Origin of the sequence: Pararobbsia alpina, from assembly GCF_965118125.1 — a bacterium.
Lineage (GTDB): Bacteria > Pseudomonadota > Gammaproteobacteria > Burkholderiales > Burkholderiaceae > Pararobbsia > Pararobbsia alpina_A.
The window spans coordinates 2,540,459-2,557,903 of sequence record NZ_OZ221287.1 but is presented as its reverse complement, the minus strand read 5'-3'; the positions used below and the strand labels follow the sequence as shown (position 1 = coordinate 2,557,903).

Genomic DNA, 17,445 nt, shown 5'->3' with positions numbered 1-17,445 from the left:
GCGTCAGCCGCCGTTTGCAAACCGGGCAATCGGATCATCGCCGCCTGATGGCGCGTTGACCGGTGAGGCAAGCGGGGCCGGTTGGGGCGTATGCGGTGCGGCGTACGCGGACGACGGTGCAGCGGCCGGCGGCATGGAAGGGGATTCCGACGGGGCAGAACGCGCATTGGTGCTGCCGGAACCGACGGGCGGGGGCACGGTGTCGGGCGACGTTCCGGCAAACGCAGCGATCGGATCAACCGAGGTGGCGTGTTCAGCCGCAGCCTGCGATTCGGCTGCGCTGCGCGACGGCGGTGGCGGCTCGAAAGCATCGGCCGATCCCTCGGTCAGGCGACGCTGGACGCCGGCGGGTTCTGTTTCCGTCGACGCTCTGGGCGTCGTCTGCGCGGGATGCTGCAAGGCCGCGTGGGTGTCCCGCGTCGACTCGGAATCGGCTGTGCGCGGTTGCGGCGCCGGCTCGGGGTTGACCGACGTGATCAGCTGCGGCGAGTCGAATGGCGCCGCCGGCCGACTGGCGCTTGCGACGCGCCGGATACCATCGAAACGCTTGGCCCAATAGGGATTCGATACGTAATCGATGCGTACCGTGCCTCCCGTGGACGGCGCGTTCACAAAGCGATAGCCGCCAACGTAAATCCCGACATGCGAATGCGGGCGGCCTGTCGTATTGAAATAAATCAGATCACCCGGCGCGACTTCGTCCGGTTGAATGGCGCTCCCCACCAGACTCATTTCCGACGTCGTACGCGGCAAATCGACGCGTGCGGAACGCGCGACGACGTAACGCACGAGTCCGCTGCAGTCAAAGCCCGCGTCCGGCGTGTTGCCGCCCCAGCGGTACGGTACACCGACCAGACTCATCGCCTGGATGGAGATCTCTTCCTCGCCGACGCTGTGATCGATGAAGGCGGGCAGATCGGCCGGCGGTTTCCAGGCATGCGGTGTCGAGATGGCGGACGCGCTCTCGCGCCGTGTCGGTGCACTTGAGCACGCGGCGAGGATGAGCGCGACGATCAACAGTGGCCAAACTCGGAACATGAAAGGCGAGGGCGCGGAAATCCCGGCAAACCCTGCTGCAAAGACGTGCGGCTATCATAGACTTAAACCGCAAACTTAAGGTAGCACTTTAAGTATTTGAGACAGACGGACGCGCCGAAGTGTCGCGCGCGGACACGCATGAGCGTTCACGGCAAGACACCGCATTCCCGAAAGCATCCAATTCGACCGATACGCGCTGAAGTCGTAGCGCGCGTGGGTGACCAGGGAGCAAGCGATAGATGGATGGCTTTAACTCGGTTCAGACCGGTACGACGCACACCGACCGCGTTCGGGGCCGCCCCGGAGGCCGCGCGGACCGCGGGCGTCAAGCAGCGATGTCGAATTGCCTGAAGCTTGCGGTCAGGGTTGCACGGTGCGTTCATGACGGATTGCGGGAGCTCGAACTGACCGGAATGGCGTTGACCTGGGTGCCACCCATCCCATTCCAGGTGGAGACACTCCATCTCGCCGGAAATGCCCTGACGGAAGTGCCGGACGGTTTGCCACGCGGATTGAAGACGCTTGACGTCTCGAACAATGCACTCACGCGCATTCCGGCTGGCCTGCCGGCGGGGCTCAGGCATCTTCGGGCCGCGCGCAACACGCTACGATCGATCGAAACGTTGCCGCGCTGGCTTGAGTCGCTGGATGTCTCACATAACCGCTTGATTGACCTGCCCAATGCGTGGCCGCCGGCCTTGGCCAGACTCGACGCGTCATCGAATTTGCTCGACCGTTTTCCGGATGCTTTGCCGCGGAGACTGCGCGGACTGGATCTGTCGGACAACCTGCTCGACCATTTGCCGCGACGTCTGCCTGGCAATCTCACGGATTTCCGCGTCGACCACAATGAGACGTTGACGGCACTTCCGGCTTTTCAGGCGCGCTGTCTCAGGCGTCTGAGCGCGTCAGCATGCAACCTCGAGGCATTGCCTGCATCGCTGCCGGCGTCTTTGCGAGCGCTGTTCGTGTCGAATAACCGATTGACGCGCGTGTCGGCGATATCCGGGCAGTTGCGAATCCTTGATCTGAGTGACAACGCAATCGAGGACGTTCGGATACCGGAACCGCTTCGGTTGGAAAGAGTCAGTTTGCGCGGCAATCGGCTCATGACCGTGCCGCATTTTGTCGGCGCATGGCGCAAAACACTGGCTTTTCGTTTCGCGACGATGAAGTACGTCGGCGAGCCGGCGGTTCGCCACGTCGATCTGTCGGACAACCCGTTCGTGAGCCGTGCGACGTCGGACGAACGCATGCAGCTCGACAGCCTGCGCAGTCGTGAGGCGTCGCGGGGCGTTGTCATCGTTCATCTGCAGGGCGACGCGTTGCGAAGGGAATTTGACCGAATGAGACGAGCACCCATGACATGAAGCGCGCGTGAGGCGATGTGCGTCGGGCGGTCGGCCCACGGCGCTCGACGCCGGTGGCAACCGCAATGGGTTTGCCTGAAACGCTCGCCAAAAGAAATCACCCCGCAAGCCTCATCGACTTACGGGGTGATTTGAAGGGTCCTGCATACCGCCGCCGCTCACACGACGTCAAGCGTGTCGCGACGCGCCGGATGGTCAGAGGATCTCGGACGCGTAGTCGGCGAGTCGTGACCGCTCACCGCGCGCGAGTGTGACATGACCGCTATGTCGCCAGCCCTTGAACCGGTCGACGACATACGTGAGACCCGAGCTGCCTTCGGTGAGGTACGGCGTGTCGATCTGCGCGATATTGCCCAGGCAGATGATCTTTGTGCCCGGACCTGCGCGGGTGACGAGCGTCTTCATCTGCTTCGGCGTCAGGTTTTGCGCCTCATCGATGATGACGTACTTGTCGACGAACGTGCGGCCGCGCATGAAGTTCATGCTCTTGACCTTCAGGCGCGAGCGGATGAGCTCCTGCGTGGCTGCGCGGCCCCACTCGCCTGCGGCGTCGTCGGTCTTTTGCAGGACTTCGAGGTTATCGTCGAATGCGCCCATCCACGGCTGCATCTTCTCTTCCTCGGTCCCCGGCAGAAAGCCGATATCCTCGCCGACCGGCACGGTCGCACGCGTGACGATGATTTCGTTGTAGCGCTTGTCGTCGAGCACCTGCGCGAGGCCCGCCGCAAGCGCCATCAGCGTCTTGCCGGTGCCGGCCGAGCCGAGCAGCGTCACGAAGTCGACTTCCGGGTTCATCAGCAGGTTCAAGGCAAAGTTCTGTTCGCGATTGCGTGCCGTGATCCCCCACACGTTGTTCTTGTGGTGGCCATAGTCGCGAAGCGTCTGGAGCAGGGCCGTCTTGCCGTTGATTTCACGGACCTGCGCATGGAAGGCCGGCTCGCCGTTGCGCGGTTCGAGATACACGAACTCATTGACCAGCATCGACGCGACGAGCGGTCCGGTCACGCGGTAATACGTCGTGCCCGTCTTCGTGTCCTGCCAGCTTTCCATGCCCTTGCCGTGCTTGCTCCAGAAGTCGAGCGGCAGCGACATGACACCGGGGTACAGCAGGTCCTTGTCTTCCAGAACCTGGTCGTTGAAGTAATCTTCGGCCGGCAGACCCAAAGCGTGGGCTTTGATCCGCATATTGATGTCTTTCGACACCAGCACGACCTGCCGCTCCGGTTGCTGCTCCTGGAGCGCGCGCACCACACCGAGAATCTGATTGTCGGCCTTGCCTTCGGGCAGGCCTTCGACCGGCGCGATCTCGTTGAGCGTCGTCTGGAAGAACAGACGCCCCGCGGCTTCGCGATTGCCAAGGCGCGACAGAGGAATGCCTTCGGTCAGCGAATTGCCCGAATCGGCAACGAGCGCGTCGAGCGTCCGGCTGACTTGCCGGGCGTTACGCGCGACTTCCGACATGCCCTTTTTGTGGTTGTCGAGCTCTTCCAACGTCATCATCGGCAGATAGACGTCATGCTCCTCGAACCGGAACAGGCTCGACGGATCGTGCATGAGCACGTTCGTGTCGAGCACGAAGAGCTTGCTCGGCTGAACCTCGGCTTGCTTGCCGCGGCCCGAGCGCTTGCCCGTTGCGCTTGCCGCGCCTTTGGCACTGGCTACCGGCGCAGCGGTGGGGGTCTTGTCGTCGCGTGCGCGAACCGGGGCGACATCGTCGCCTGGCACGGGCGCCACGGCCGGTGTCGCGCCACGCCGCGCGCGCGTGGCCTTGGCGCGTGTGGCGGGCGAATCGTCAAGGCCGGCGTCGGCGGCGGCGATTTCCGAGCCGATCAGCGCATCGTCTTCGACGAGGCTCGACGCCGGCGTGAGCAGCGCGGCAGTCTGCTTGCCCTTGGCGCCGCGCGGCGAAGGCGCTGCGGTCTCGACAATGTCGGCAGGCGGCGCCGACGTCGGCACCGCGACCAGATTCGGTTTTCGGGTACCACGCGCGGCAGGCTTGGCCTTGGCGGTGTACTCGTCCGCAGACAGCATGTCGCCGAGTTTGCTCGGCAGGGTAGGCAAAGGCATGGTGTTCCCTCAGGAATTTCGGTCAGCTTGTTGCGCCGCCTGGCAACCCGTCGCGCACTACGTGCGGGGCGTGCCCGGACAGCGCCGCTCTTTGGCATGGCGCCTCTTCGCCTAACGTGTCATTGGCCCCTCGAATACTCAAAAAAGATTCGTGGAAATCGCGATGTCCCGCCACGGATAGCGCGCCCTGATACTGCGTCATGCAAAAGTGATGCCGGAAAACAAAACGCCGCGGGCTCGTCACGGAGCCAGCGGCGTCGGAGATGAATATTGCACGGGTGCTGGTTTGACCTGCACCGCGGTCCATCGAAAGAGAGTCGGATTTACAGTCCATCATTGCGAACGACTATAACGCTCCACATCGGCGATGTACAGCACAGGCAGCGCGCGCGGCGAGGCGTAAAAACTACAGCGACCCCGACGATGAATTACAGCGACTGGACGCTCGCCAACACTTCATCGATGTGTCCGGCAACCTTGATGCCGCGCCATTCGCGCCGCAACACACCGTCCGCATCGATCAGAAACGTCGATCGCTCGATCCCACGCACTTCTTTGCCGTACATCTTTTTCATCTTGATGACACCGAAGAGCGCGCAGACCGCTTCATCGGTGTCCGATACCAAGGTAAACGGCAAACCGAGCTTCGACTTGAAGTTCTCGTGCGACTTGATGCTGTCGCGCGACAGGCCGATGATCTCGGCGCCCGCGGCGACGAACTGATCGTGCGCATCGCGAAAGCCCATGGCCTCGGTCGTGCATCCGGGCGTGCTGTCCTTCGGATAAAAGTAGAGCACGATCGCGTGACCGCGTTGTGCTGACAGGGTGAAGGGGCCGCCCGTGGCGGCGGCGGTGAAATCGGGGACGGCTTGGTCGACTGCGACAGGCACCGGAGTCTCCAGTCAGTTTCTTGTTGAATAAAAAATCTAAAAGGCCAGAACGCTACAGGCCGGACGGCGAACACGGGCTCGCAATCCGTTCGTTCGGGCATCCGCGAGCGGTCGGGGTCGCCCGACGTGTGCGCCTACGGCTGGACGATCAATTCGCCGGACCGTCCCGGTACCTCGCCCCACGCGATCTCCGCGAGCGGCACGCGCGACAAATCGAGCGCCGCATGATAATCCGCCATCGCGACGAGCTGATGACCTTGCGAGCGCCAGCCATCGAGAAGACGTTCGAACGCGGGTGCGAGCTTTTGCCCCTCGAGTTCCGCATGCAGCGTAAAGACATGGTCGCCGTCTTCACGCGTCAGCGACATCATTTTGTCGGCGATGTTCGATTCGTCGACGCCGTCCAGCCCGAGCACTTCGTCGAACGTGGGCAACGTCGTGGGCATCTGCACGTGGCGCAACGGCTCGCCGCCGATGCACGGCCGATACGGGCCATATCCGCGTCCATCCGACGCGTACAGCATGCCCCATGTATCGATCTGCTCGAATGCGTACGGGTTCATCTGCCATCCTGCCGCGCCGTGGGTCGGCGGCGGGGCGCCGAACACTTCGGCGTACCGGCGATAGCTCGCCGTCATCTGCTCGATTGTCCAGTCGCGGTCGCGCTCGCGCACATTGTCGTGCCAGAGCACGTGATCCCAGGTGTGGATCCCGCATTCGAAACCGGCATCGCGGATCGCGCGCATATGCGACGCGGCCCGGCGCCCGATGTCGGGCCCCGGCAACAGCACGCCGTACATCAGCGTCTTGATGCCGTAGTGCTCGACGACGGAGGTACGGGAGACCTTCGAGAGAAAGCCGGGGCGAAACACGCGGCGCAGTGCCCAACCCGTGTGGTCCGGGCCGAGACTGAACAGGAAGGTGGCTCGCGCCCGCGCGCGGTCGAGCATGCGCGCGAGGTTGGGCACACCCTCGCGCGTGCCGCGCAGCGTGTCGACGTCGATTTTCAGCGCGATGCGGCCCATGCGCGACTCAGTCTACGAGAGCGCGGGCTTCGGCGACCTGGCCGCGGTAGGCTTCGAAAATCTTGCGCAGCACGACATCCATCGTCGACACCGGCTTCCAGCCGAGTTCGTCCATCGTGTTCGTGATCTTCGGCACGCGGTTCTGAACGTCCTGATAGCCCTCGCCGTAATACGCACCCGACGACGTTTCCACGAGCTGAACGCCGCCGGCGCTTTCCGCATATTCCGGAATCTCGCGCGCGAGCTTGAGCATCATGTCCGCGAGTTCGCGGACCGAGAAGTTGTTCGACGGGTTGCCGATGTTGTAGATCTTGCCCGTCGCGATGCCGTCCTTGTTCTCGATGATCTTCATCAGCGCGCTGATGCCATCATCGATATCGGTGAACGCGCGCTTTTGCTGACCGCCGTCAACCAGGCTGATATTGCGGCCGCGCACGATATTGCCGAGGAACTGCGTGACGACGCGCGAGCTGCCTTCCTTCGGCGTATAGATCGAGTCGAGGCCCGGGCCGATCCAGTTGAACGGGCGGAACAGCGTGAAGTTCAGGCCTTCCATGCCGTAGCCCCAGATCACGCGGTCCATCAGCTGCTTCGAGCACGCGTAGATCCAGCGCGGCTTGTTGATCGGGCCGTAGGTCAGCGGCGACGCTTCCGGATCGAACTCGGCGTCGGGGCTCATGCCGTAGACTTCCGACGTCGACGGGAAGACCAGGTGCTTGCCGTACTTGACCGCCGAACGCACGATCGGGAGGTTGGCCTCGAAATCGAGTTCGAACACACGCAGCGGCTGCTTGACGTAGGTCGCCGGCGTCGCGATGGCCACGAGCGGGAGGATCACGTCGCACTTGCGCACGTGGTATTCGACCCACTCCTTGTTGATCGTGATGTCGCCTTCAAAAAAGTGCATCCGCTCGTGTTCGACGAGATCGCCGAGGCGGTCGGTCTGCATGTCCATCCCATAGACTTCCCAGTCGGTGGTTTCAAGAATCCGCTTGGAAAGGTGGTGGCCGATGAAGCCGTTGACGCCGAGGATCAGGACTTTTTTCATGAATGACGAGAAGAGTTTGTAAGGCCGGCGAATGCGGCTGCGTCGATCACGCGGCCGTCGTGCAGGAGTTCGTGGATCACGATGGCATGGCCATCCCCGCACACGCCAAGGAGCGCATTATCCTCTACCTGCAAGCCGGGCTGCAAATTCGGGAAACGAGCGTGCGAAAGGCGCGCCTCGTTGACGACGAAGCGCAGCGTACCGGCAGGCGCGGCGACATCCGTGAACGCACCCGGATACGGCGGGGCGACCGCGCGCACGAGGTTATAGACCTGCTGCGCCGTCTGGCTCCAGTCGATGCGCCCGTCTTCGGGCTTGCGCCCGCCGAAGTAGCTGCCTTTTTCGCGCTCGTTCGGCAGCCGCGGCGCGGTGCCGTCGAGCAAGCCGGGCAGCACGCGCCAGAGCGTCTGCTCCGCGGCGACCGTGACCTTGTCGAACACCTGGCCTGCCGTGTCGTCGGGCAGGATCGGCACCGCCGTCTGTCCGATCAGCAGGCCGGCATCGGGCTTGGCCGTCATTTCGTGCAGGGTGGCGCCGGTTTCCGTTTCGCCGTGCAGGACAGCCCAGTTCACCGGGACGCGGCCGCGGTACTTCGGCAGCAGCGAGCCGTGCATGTTGTAGGCGCCGCGCGGCGCGAGCGCCAGCACTTCCACCGGCAGCATGTGCCGGTAGTACGCGGAAAAGATGAAGTCGGGACGGGCTGCCTGCACCGCGTCGAACAGTGCCGGCGACTTGGGGTCGTCGGGCGTGATCGTCGCGATGCCATGCTCGGCGGCGACGGCATTGACGCTGCCGAACCAGATGTTCTCGGTCGGGTTGTCCTCATGCGTGACGACAAGCGCGACGTCGACGCCGCGTGCAAGCAACACCTGCAGGCACCGCACGCCGACATTGTGATACGCGAAAACGACCGCGCGTGCACGCGGTGCGCCGTCCGCCGCCGGGTTCGAAGCCAGGTGCGAAGTCGCCTTCGACGCTTCTGCGCCGGCCGTCATTGACCATTTCCCCGCGAGGCAAACGGCAGGCTTGCGTTGTCGTCGTCACGAATACCTTGTGCATGGGCCGGGAACGAAGCGCCCAGGTGGCTGCCGCCATGCTGCGCCACGACCGACGCGCGCTCGTCGAGCACGGCGGCGATCAGGTAGCGCGGCCGCGCGCGGACTTGCTGGTAGATCCGGCCGATATATTCACCGAGCAGGCCCAGTGCAAACAGGATCACGCCAAGCAGGAAGAACGTGATGGCGAACAGCGTGAACACACCCTGGACTTCCGCGCCGACGATAAAGCGCCGAATCAACAGCAGCAGGAACAGGCCCGCGGAACCGAGCGACAGCACCACGCCGATAAACGACAACCACTGCAGCGGCACGACGGAGAAGCCCGTCACCAGGTCGAAATTCAGGCGGATCAGGCTGTAGAGCGAATACTTCGATTCGCCCGCAAACCGTTCTTCGTGCGCCACCTCGATCTCGACCGGGTTTTGCGCGAACGTATAGGCGAGCGCCGGAATGAACGTGTTGACTTCGCCGCAACGGTTGATCGTGTCGATGATGCGGCGGCTATAGGCGCGCAGCATGCAACCCTGATCGGTCATCTTGATCCGCGTGATGCGTTCGCGCAGGCGGTTCATCGCGCGCGATGCCTTGCGCCGGAAGAACGAATCCTGCCGCTGGCGGCGGATGGTGCCGACGTAGTCATAGCCCTCGCGCATCTTGGAGACGAGCTTGCCGATCTCTTCGGGCGGGTTCTGCAGGTCGGCGTCGAGCGTGACGACGATCTCGCCGGTCGATTGCTCGAAGCCGGCCAGGATCGCCATATGCTGGCCGTAGTTGCCGTTGAGCAGCACCACGCGCGTCACGTCGGGCCGCACATGGCACTGGTCGGCGAGCATCGCCGCCGAGCGGTCGCGGCTGCCGTCGTTGACGAAGATGATCTCGTAGCTGCACGACAGCGCGTCGAGCGCCGGGTACAGGCGCGTGAACAGCGCGTCGAGGCCCGCTTCTTCGTTGTAGATCGGGATGACGATCGAGACGTCGGGTTGCAGGGTAGCAGTCATTTCGTGCGGCGCTCGCAGATGTCATTGACGGCAGCGACGACGCGATCGACGTCGGCGTCGCTGAGTTGTGTGAACAGCGGCAGCGTCACGATCGACGCGCCGATGCGTTCGGTGTGGGGAAACATGCCGGGCCCGAACCCGCGCTCGCGGTACAACTTGAACAGATGGATCGGAGGATAGTGCACGCCGCTGCCGATGCCACGATCCTTGAGTTCGCTCATGAAATCGGCACGCGCCATGCCGAGCTTCTCGAGCGGCAGCACGATCTGGAACATGTGCCAGTTGGAGTTCGTGAAATCGGCGACCGGCAGTTCGACGCCGGCGCGTACCGCCGCGCCATCGCGGAACTGGTCGAGATAGCGGCGTGCGAGCTCGCGGCGGCGCGCCGTGAAGCGTTCGATATGCACGAGCTGTCCGAGTCCGACGCGTGCGGCAACGTCGGTCAGGTTGTACTTGCCGCCGAGCACGTCGACCTCCATGCCGTCGAAGCCGGAGCGCGTGACGCCCTGGAGCCGGTACTTCTCGGCCAGGCGCGCCTCGTCGGCGTCGTTGAGCACGAGGGCGCCGCCCTCGATCGACGTGAGGTTCTTGTTGGCGTGGAAGCTGAACGAGACGATGTCGCCGAAAGCGCCGATGCGCTTGCCGCCCCAAGTGGAGCCAAACGCTTGCGCGGCGTCTTCGATGACACGCAGCCGGTAGCGCTGCGCGATCGCGTAGAGGCGGTCCATATCGACGGGCAGGCCGGCCAGATAGACGGGGATGATGGCCTTGGTGCGCGGCGTGATGCTGGCTTCGAGCCGGTCGAGGTCGATATTGCGGGTGACCGGGTCGATATCGGCAAACACGGGCGTCGCGCCGACTTCATAGATCACGTTGCTCGTCGCGACCCACGACAGCGGGGTCGTGATGACTTCGTCGCCCGCGCCGACACCGGCGATGCGCAGGCCGATCTCGAGCGTGGCCGTGCCCGAGTTGAACGTGCGCACGGGGCGGCCGCCGACGTACTCCGACAGCGCGGCCTCGAACTTCTGGTTCTGCGGTCCCGTGGTGATCCAGCCCGAGCGCAGGACGTCGACGACGCCGGCGATGGTTTCTTCGTCGATCTCGGGTTTCACAAACGGAATGAATGGCTCGCTCATGGTCGGTAGGTCTGCTTCTGAATGAGTGATATCGGGCTGGGACGGGCATGCAACGTACCTGCCCTCAAAGACCCGGAATCCGATTCCGGGTTCTCGCCAGCCCCGTTTTATGTCTTTGAACGGGACGCCTTTCTCGCCGGGCGCCGCGGCTCAGCTGCGCGCAAGGATGACGACGCCGACCAGGATGATGGCGATGCCCGCGAGCTTCTGGATCGACAGCACTTCGCCGAACAGGTACCACGCGAGAAACGCATTGACCACATACCCCAGCGAGAGCATCGGATACGCAATCGAGACGTCCACGCGCGACAGACCGACGATCCACACGACGACGCTGATGACATAGCAGGCGAGCCCGCCGATGATCGGCCATTGCGTGGCAACTTTCAGGCCGATCGGGAGGATATTGGCCGTCGTGAATTCGAAGTGGCCGACCGCGCGCACGCCGGCCTTGAGCAGCAATTGGGCGCCCGCGTTGAGCGCGACGCCGATCAGGATACAAGTCAGGGAAATCGGATTCATGGATTCGGTTTTACGACCACGACGCGGCGGGTGTCGCGTGCGATCACGGTCATCGGCACACCGTCCTTCGACAGTTGGGCATACGTTTCCGGAGACATCAGCGCCATAGCAGCAGGATCGCGGCTCCAGCGCGCCTTCCATTCATCCATGGTCGGGACCCATTTCTGGGGCTCGACGGACACGCCGTACTGCAGCTCGTCCGCACCTTCGACCATGATCGTCGTGTGACCGACATAGAACGGAATCGTGTGGTCGAGCGTCCTGACCCCGTAGAACGGCGCGTCCGGCGGCATTTTCGCCAGCGCGGCCCGGATGGCCGGCGCCATCAGCGCGCCCGAACGTTGTACGGCAAAGACTTCATAGCCATTGCCCGCAATGCTGATCAGCAGCACCCACGCGGCGGCGAAGATTACCAGCGCCGGGCCGGTCGCGCCAGTGCGCGATGCGCGCAGCTTGAGCAGCGCGAGCCCGATTGTCAGCAGGCCGACGATGAGCGCGGCGTAGACCCAGATCAGATACACCCGGTACAGCACGTTCGGCGTGCGGCTATCGCCCGCGCTGAGCAGGGCGAGCGCGCCGAAACAGCCGACCACGAGCAGCACCGCATACCCGATCAGGTGCCGGTGCAGCTGGGGCCGCTCGACGTGCGGCAGATACACGCCGATCAGCAGCGCGATCGCCGGGGCGACCGGCAACACATAAGACAGCAGTTTAGAGTGCGACGCGCTGAAGAAAAGGAAAATGAAAGCAATCCAGACTACGAGCAGCAGCACGGGCGAGAACCCGTTGTTCTGGCGCTGCATGCGCCACGTGTATCGCACGCTTTGCCAGGTGAGCGACAGCCACGGCAGGAAGCCGGCGAGCAGGATCGGCACGAAGTAGTAAAACGGGCCCGGGCGGTTCTGTGCAGGCGTCAGATAGCGCTCGAACTGCTGGACGATAAAGAAAAAGTTCAGGAAACCGGGGTTGCGCTGCTCGACCAGCACGAACCACGGCACGGTGATCGCGAAGAAGAGCACGATGCCGCTGCCCAGATAGAGACGCCGCCAGAGCGCCCAGTCGCGTGCGAGCCCTGTGTAGATCACGAGCACGGCACCCGGCAGAATCACGCCGATCAGTCCCTTGGACAGCACGGCGAGCGCCATCGACGCCCAGCAGGCCCACATCCAGAAGCGGGTCTTCCATGGCGAAATATGGGCGCGCTGGGCGAGCAGCAGGCTGCAGAACGTGAGCTCCATCCAGAACGACAGCCCCATGTCGAGCGTGTCGAAGTGCCCCATGCCGAACCAGTACGGCGAGGCGGCGAGCGCGAGTCCCGCGAAAAAGCCGACCGAGCGGTTGAACACCCGCGTGCCGGTGTAGGCGATCAGCAGGATGCCGGCAAAGCCGGTCAGGGCAGTGTAGAGCCGGGCCTGCCAGGCGCCGATGCCGAAGTAGACGTAGGTCAGGGCGTTCGCCCAGGTCTGCAGCGGCGGCTTCTCGAAGTACTTGAGCCCGTTGTAGCGCGGCGTGATCCAGTCGCCGGTCACGAACATCTCGCGCGCCATTTCGGCGTAACGGCCTTCATCGCTGGGCACGAGGTGGCGGTAGTCGAGCGGCGCGAACCAGAGCACGGCAAACGCAATCAGCAACAGGAACAGCGCGCCGCGGGAGAGGAACTGACGTTCGGTCGTATCGAACATAGGCTCAGGCCGCCTCGATCAGAATCGCGGCGACCACGCGGCGGTCTTCCTGCATCAGGATGTTGTAGGTCCGGCACGCCGCGCCGCTGTCCATCGCCTCGACGCCGATGCCGCGCTTCATCAGCGTGGCGGTCAGGCGCGGGTGGGGGAAGCGGATCCGCGAACCCGTGCCGAGCAGCACGACTTCCGGCGTGGCGTCACCGAGCATGTCGAAGAGTTCGGGGGTCAGCGATTCGAACGAGGAGACGGGCCATTCGCGCACCGGGCCCTCGGGCGCGACGATCACACTGGTGGTGTGGCGTTGGGCATTGACGTCGACGTAACCGTCGCCGTGCGCAGTAATGGTGTTGGTCGTCGGTGACGTTTCCTGGCTCAGTTTCAAGGCAAAAATCCCAAAGAGGCGACAACCCGCGACAGGCGGGTAGAACGCGCGGCGAAGCATGTCATAATCGGTCAGACCACGATTTTAACCGGTGCCCGCCCGTGAAGCCCATTCTCAAGTCCAACAAGCTCCTCAACGTCTGCTACGACATCCGTGGTCCGGTGCTCGATCACGCCAAGCGACTTGAGGAAGAGGGTCATCGCATCATCAAGCTCAATATCGGCAATCTCGCGCCGTTCGGCTTCGATGCGCCTGACGAAATCGTTCAGGACATGATCCGCAATCTGCCCGCGTCGTCGGGCTATTCGGATTCGAAAGGGGTGTTCTCGGCGCGCAAGGCGATCATGCACTACACCCAGGAAAAGAAGATCCCGGGTGTGGATCTCGACGATATCTATATCGGCAACGGCGCATCGGAACTCATTGTGATGGCGATGCAGGCGCTGCTCAACGAAGGCGACGAAGTGCTGATCCCGGCGCCTGACTATCCGCTGTGGACGGCGGCGGTGTCGCTGTCGGCGGGCCAGCCCGTGCACTACGTCTGCGATGAAGCGAGCGGCTGGCTGCCCGATCTCGACGACATTCGCAAGAAGATCACGCCGAACACGAAGGCGATCGTCGTGATCAACCCGAACAACCCCACGGGCGCGCTGTATCCGGACGAACTCCTCAAGGAGATCGTCGAGATCGCACGCCGCAATCAGCTCATCATTTACGCCGACGAGATCTACGACAAGATCATTTACGACGGCGAGACGCACACCTCGATCGGCGCACTGTCCGACGACGTGCTGACGATCACGTTCAACGGCCTGTCGAAGGCCTACCGATCCTGCGGCTACCGCGCCGGCTGGATGACCGTGTCGGGCGACAAGCGCGGCGCGAAAGACTATATCGAGGGGCTGAACATCCTCTCGTCAATGCGGCTGTGTCCGAACGTACCCGGTCAATACGCGATACAGACCGCATTGGGCGGCCACCAGAGCATCAACGATCTGATCGTTCCGGGTGGACGCTTGTACCGGCAGCGCGAGCTTGCCTATGAACTGCTGACGGCCATTCCGGGCGTCACCTGCGTGAAACCGAAAGCCGCGTTGTACATGTTCCCGAAGCTCGACCCGGTCATGTACCCGATCGAAGACGACCAGCAATTCATCCTCGAGCTGCTGCTCGAGGAGCGCGTGCTGCTCGTCCAGGGCACAGGTTTCAACTGGGCGCAGCCCGACCACTTCCGGGTCGTGTTCCTGCCCAATGTGGATGACCTGACCGAATCGATCAATCGCATCGCACGGTTCCTCGACGGCTACCGGAAGCGTCACGCCAGGCCGCTGCGAGCGGTCGTCGCATCAAACCAATAGACCGAAGCTAGATGGAATCAATCAAAATTGGCCTGCTGGGTTTCGGCACGGTGGGCAAGGGGACGCACGACGTCCTCAAACGCAATCAGGAAGAAATCAGGCGCCGCGCCGGACGCGGCATCGAAATCACCCGCGTGGCCGTGCGCGACGTGGCCAAGGCGCGTGCCGGGCTCGGCGATGACGCCGCGCGCGTGCCCGTCGACACCGACGGCGATGCGGTCGTCGATGATCCGACGGTCGATATCGTCGTCGAAACCATCGGCGGCACGGGTATCGCCCGCGAACTCGTGCTGCGCGCGATTCGCAACGGCAAGCACGTCGTGACGGCCAACAAGGCGCTGCTCGCGGTGCATGGCACGGAGATCTTCGAAGCGGCGCGCGAGCGCGGCGTGATGGTCGCGTTTGAAGCGGCCGTTGCGGGCGGCGTGCCGATCATCAAGGCGCTGCGCGAAGGCCTGACGGCGAACCGCATCGAATGGATCGCGGGCATCATCAACGGCACGACGAACTTCATTCTGTCGTCGATGCGCGATCGCGGCGTCGACTTCGCGACGGCGCTCGCCGATGCACAGCGGCTCGGCTATGCCGAGGCCGATCCGACGTTCGATATCGAAGGCGTCGACGCGGCGCACAAGGTCACGATCATGAGCGCGATCGCGTTCGGCGTGCCGGTTCAGTTCGACCGCGCGCACGTCGAAGGCATCAGCAAGCTCGATTCGATCGACATCAAGTACGCCGAGGAACTCGGTTACCGCATCAAGCTGCTCGGCATTGCGCGGCGTGCGGCAAGCGGTATCGAACTGCGTGTGCATCCGACACTGATCCCGTCGAAGCGCCTGATCGCCAATGTCGAAGGCGCGATGAACGCGATCGTCGTGCAGGGCGATGCGGTCGGCTCGACGCTGTACTACGGCAAGGGCGCGGGCGCCGAACCGACGGCTTCGGCGGTGGTGGCCGATCTCGTCGACGTTACGCGTCTGCATACGGCTGATCCGAACAATCGCGTGCCGCACCTGGCGTTCCAGCCGGACCGCCTGTCGGACACGCCGATCCTGCCGATCACCGAGATCACGAGCAGCTACTACCTGCGCCTGCGCGTCGCCGACGTCACGGGCGTGCTGGCCAATATCACGCGCATTCTCGCTGACCGCGATATCTCGATCGAGGCCCTGCTTCAGAAAGAGTCCGAAGAGGTCAGCGCCGACGGCCGTTCCGAGACCGATATCGTGCTGCTGACGCACGAAACCGTCGAGAAGAACGTCAACGACGCGATCGCGAAGATCGAGGCACTCGACACGGTCAAGGGCGCGGTCACGCGTCTGCGCATGGAGTCGATGAACTGATATGAATTACATCTCCACCCGAGGTGCGGGCGCCGGCGAGCGCCACACGTTCTCGGATATTCTGCTTGGCGGTCTCGCAAAGGACGGCGGCCTGTATCTGCCCGCCGACTATCCGCAGGTGAGCGCCGCGGAACTCGCGCGCTGGCGCGATCTTCCGTATGCGGATCTCGCGTTCGAAGTGCTGCGCACGTTCTGCGACGATATTCCCGAAAGCGATCTGCGCGAGCTCGCGCGCAAGACGTATCGCGCCGATGTCTATGCGCATGCGCGCGGCGATGCGACATCGTCGGAGCGCGCGGCCGATATCACGCCGCTGCATAAGCTTGGCGACGAAAACGGCACGACGCTGTCGTTGCTTGAACTGTCCAACGGACCGACGCTCGCGTTCAAGGACATGGCGATGCAGCTGCTCGGCAACCTGTTCGAGTACACGCTGGCCAAGACGGGACAACACCTGAACATCCTCGGCGCGACGTCGGGCGATACGGGCAGTGCGGCCGAATACGCCATGCGCGGCAAGCAGGGCGTGCGCGTGTTCATGCTGTCGCCGAACAAGAAGATGAGCGCGTTCCAGACCGCGCAGATGTATAGCCTGCAGGATGCCAACATCTTCAATCTGGCCGTCGAAGGCGTGTTCGACGACGCGCAGGACATCGTCAAGGCGGTGTCGAACGATCACGCGTTCAAGGCGCGTTATGCGATCGGCACGGTCAATTCGATCAATTGGGCGCGTGTGGTTGCGCAGGTCGTCTACTACTTCCGTGGCTACTTCGCGGCGATCCGCGGACTGAAGGCCGACGCGTCGACGCCACTCGCCGATTGGCCGAAGGTGTCGTTTGCCGTTCCGTCGGGCAATTTCGGCAACGTCTGCGCAGGCCATATCGCGCGCATGATGGGGCTGCCGATTCACCGGCTGGTCGTGGCGACCAACGAAAACGACGTGCTCGACGAGTTCTTCCGCACCGGAATCTATCGCGTGCGCGGCGCGGCCGAGACGTTCCACACGACGAGCCCGAGCATGGACATCTCGAAGGCCTCGAACTTCGAGCGTTTCGTCTATGACCTGCTGGGCCGCGATCCGGCGCGCCTGCGCGCGCTGTTCCACGATGTCGAAACGAAGGGTGGTTTCGATCTCGCGGCAAGCGGCGACTTTGCCCGCGTGGCCCAGTTCGGTTTTGTCTCGGGGCGCAGCACCCACGACACGCGTGTCGCAACCATTCGCGACGTGTGGCAGCGGTACCAGACGATGATCGACACGCATACGGCGGACGGCGTGGGCGTTGCGCGCCAGTATCTCGAGCCGGGTATTCCGATGGTGGTGCTCGAGACGGCGCAGCCGATCAAGTTCGGCGAGACGATCCGCGAAGCGCTCGATCGCGAGGCCGTGCGGCCCGCTGCGTTTGAAGGTCTCGAGGCGCTGCCTCAGCGCTTCGAAGTCGTGCCGGCGGATGCGCAGCGTGTGAAGGACTATATCGCAGCGCATACGGCGTAGTTCGTCGGAAATTGCCCATGAATGCCGACAAAC

Annotated in this window: 15 protein-coding genes; 4 read left to right on the top strand and 11 right to left on the bottom strand. The window is 63.5% G+C overall.

The features are described from left to right. Positions 1 to 3 precede the first annotated feature (3 nt). Positions 4 to 1,038: an NlpC/P60 family protein gene (locus ACMFWR_RS11095; protein WP_413191731.1), complete on the bottom strand. Its 1,035-nt coding sequence runs from the start codon at positions 1,036 to 1,038 to the stop codon at positions 4 to 6. A gap of 413 nt (positions 1,039 to 1,451) precedes the next feature. On the opposite strand from ACMFWR_RS11095, the gene ACMFWR_RS11090 reads away from it, so the two are divergent. Continuing rightward, the gene (locus tag ACMFWR_RS11090; RefSeq protein WP_413191730.1) at positions 1,452 to 2,408 is read left to right on the top strand and encodes a hypothetical protein; all 957 of its coding nucleotides are present in this window, start codon (positions 1,452 to 1,454) and stop codon (positions 2,406 to 2,408) included. Between the two features lie 195 nt (positions 2,409 to 2,603). Here ACMFWR_RS11090 and ACMFWR_RS11085 read toward each other — a convergent pair whose 3' ends face one another. The 10 genes from ACMFWR_RS11085 to ACMFWR_RS11040 form a co-directional block, all read right to left on the bottom strand. Further along, positions 2,604 to 4,475: a PhoH family protein gene (locus tag ACMFWR_RS11085; protein ID WP_413191729.1), complete on the bottom strand. Its 1,872-nt coding sequence runs from the start codon at positions 4,473 to 4,475 to the stop codon at positions 2,604 to 2,606. Positions 4,476 to 4,903: 428 nt separating this feature from the next. Next, positions 4,904 to 5,365, bottom strand: coding sequence for a peroxiredoxin (locus tag ACMFWR_RS11080; protein WP_413191728.1), 462 nt, complete (start codon positions 5,363 to 5,365; stop codon positions 4,904 to 4,906). A 134-nt stretch (positions 5,366 to 5,499) separates the two neighbouring features. Next, positions 5,500 to 6,390, bottom strand: a complete 891-nt coding sequence (locus tag ACMFWR_RS11075) for a 4-deoxy-4-formamido-L-arabinose-phosphoundecaprenol deformylase (RefSeq protein WP_413191727.1) — start codon at positions 6,388 to 6,390, stop codon at positions 5,500 to 5,502. Positions 6,391 to 6,397: 7 nt separating this feature from the next. Next, positions 6,398 to 7,438: a bifunctional UDP-4-keto-pentose/UDP-xylose synthase gene (locus tag ACMFWR_RS11070; protein ID WP_413191726.1), complete on the bottom strand. Its 1,041-nt coding sequence runs from the start codon at positions 7,436 to 7,438 to the stop codon at positions 6,398 to 6,400. Further along, a complete protein-coding gene (locus ACMFWR_RS11065) occupies positions 7,435 to 8,304 on the bottom strand; it encodes a formyltransferase (RefSeq protein ID WP_413191725.1) in 870 nt (289 codons plus the stop codon). The genes ACMFWR_RS11070 and ACMFWR_RS11065 overlap by 4 nt, the downstream gene beginning before the upstream one ends. A 125-nt stretch (positions 8,305 to 8,429) precedes the next feature. After that, positions 8,430 to 9,494 (bottom strand): glycosyltransferase, encoded by a 1,065-nt coding sequence (locus ACMFWR_RS11060; RefSeq protein ID WP_413191724.1) that lies wholly within the window; start codon positions 9,492 to 9,494, stop codon positions 8,430 to 8,432. After that, positions 9,491 to 10,633: a DegT/DnrJ/EryC1/StrS family aminotransferase gene (locus tag ACMFWR_RS11055; protein WP_413191723.1), complete on the bottom strand. Its 1,143-nt coding sequence runs from the start codon at positions 10,631 to 10,633 to the stop codon at positions 9,491 to 9,493. The genes ACMFWR_RS11060 and ACMFWR_RS11055 overlap by 4 nt, the downstream gene beginning before the upstream one ends. A gap of 150 nt (positions 10,634 to 10,783) precedes the next feature. Beyond that, positions 10,784 to 11,155, bottom strand: a complete 372-nt coding sequence (locus tag ACMFWR_RS11050) for an SMR family transporter (protein ID WP_413191722.1) — start codon at positions 11,153 to 11,155, stop codon at positions 10,784 to 10,786. Continuing rightward, positions 11,152 to 12,837: a glycosyltransferase family 39 protein gene (locus ACMFWR_RS11045; protein ID WP_413191721.1), complete on the bottom strand. Its 1,686-nt coding sequence runs from the start codon at positions 12,835 to 12,837 to the stop codon at positions 11,152 to 11,154. The genes ACMFWR_RS11050 and ACMFWR_RS11045 overlap by 4 nt, the downstream gene beginning before the upstream one ends. Positions 12,838 to 12,841: 4 nt before the next feature. Next, entirely contained in the window at positions 12,842 to 13,219 is a 378-nt protein-coding gene (locus ACMFWR_RS11040) for an Mth938-like domain-containing protein (RefSeq protein ID WP_413191720.1), read from the bottom strand. A 101-nt stretch (positions 13,220 to 13,320) separates the two neighbouring features. On the opposite strand from ACMFWR_RS11040, the gene ACMFWR_RS11035 reads away from it, so the two are divergent. Genes ACMFWR_RS11035 through thrC form a run of 3 tightly spaced genes read left to right on the top strand, consistent with a single transcriptional unit; the run spans position 13,321 to position 17,412 of the window. Next, positions 13,321 to 14,577, top strand: a complete 1,257-nt coding sequence (locus ACMFWR_RS11035) for a pyridoxal phosphate-dependent aminotransferase (RefSeq protein ID WP_413191719.1) — start codon at positions 13,321 to 13,323, stop codon at positions 14,575 to 14,577. A gap of 11 nt (positions 14,578 to 14,588) precedes the next feature. Beyond that, positions 14,589 to 15,920, top strand: a complete 1,332-nt coding sequence (locus ACMFWR_RS11030) for a homoserine dehydrogenase (protein ID WP_413191718.1) — start codon at positions 14,589 to 14,591, stop codon at positions 15,918 to 15,920. A gap of 1 nt (position 15,921) precedes the next feature. Then, positions 15,922 to 17,412 (top strand): threonine synthase, encoded by a 1,491-nt coding sequence (gene thrC, locus ACMFWR_RS11025; RefSeq protein ID WP_413191717.1) that lies wholly within the window; start codon positions 15,922 to 15,924, stop codon positions 17,410 to 17,412. Positions 17,413 to 17,445 lie beyond the last annotated feature (33 nt).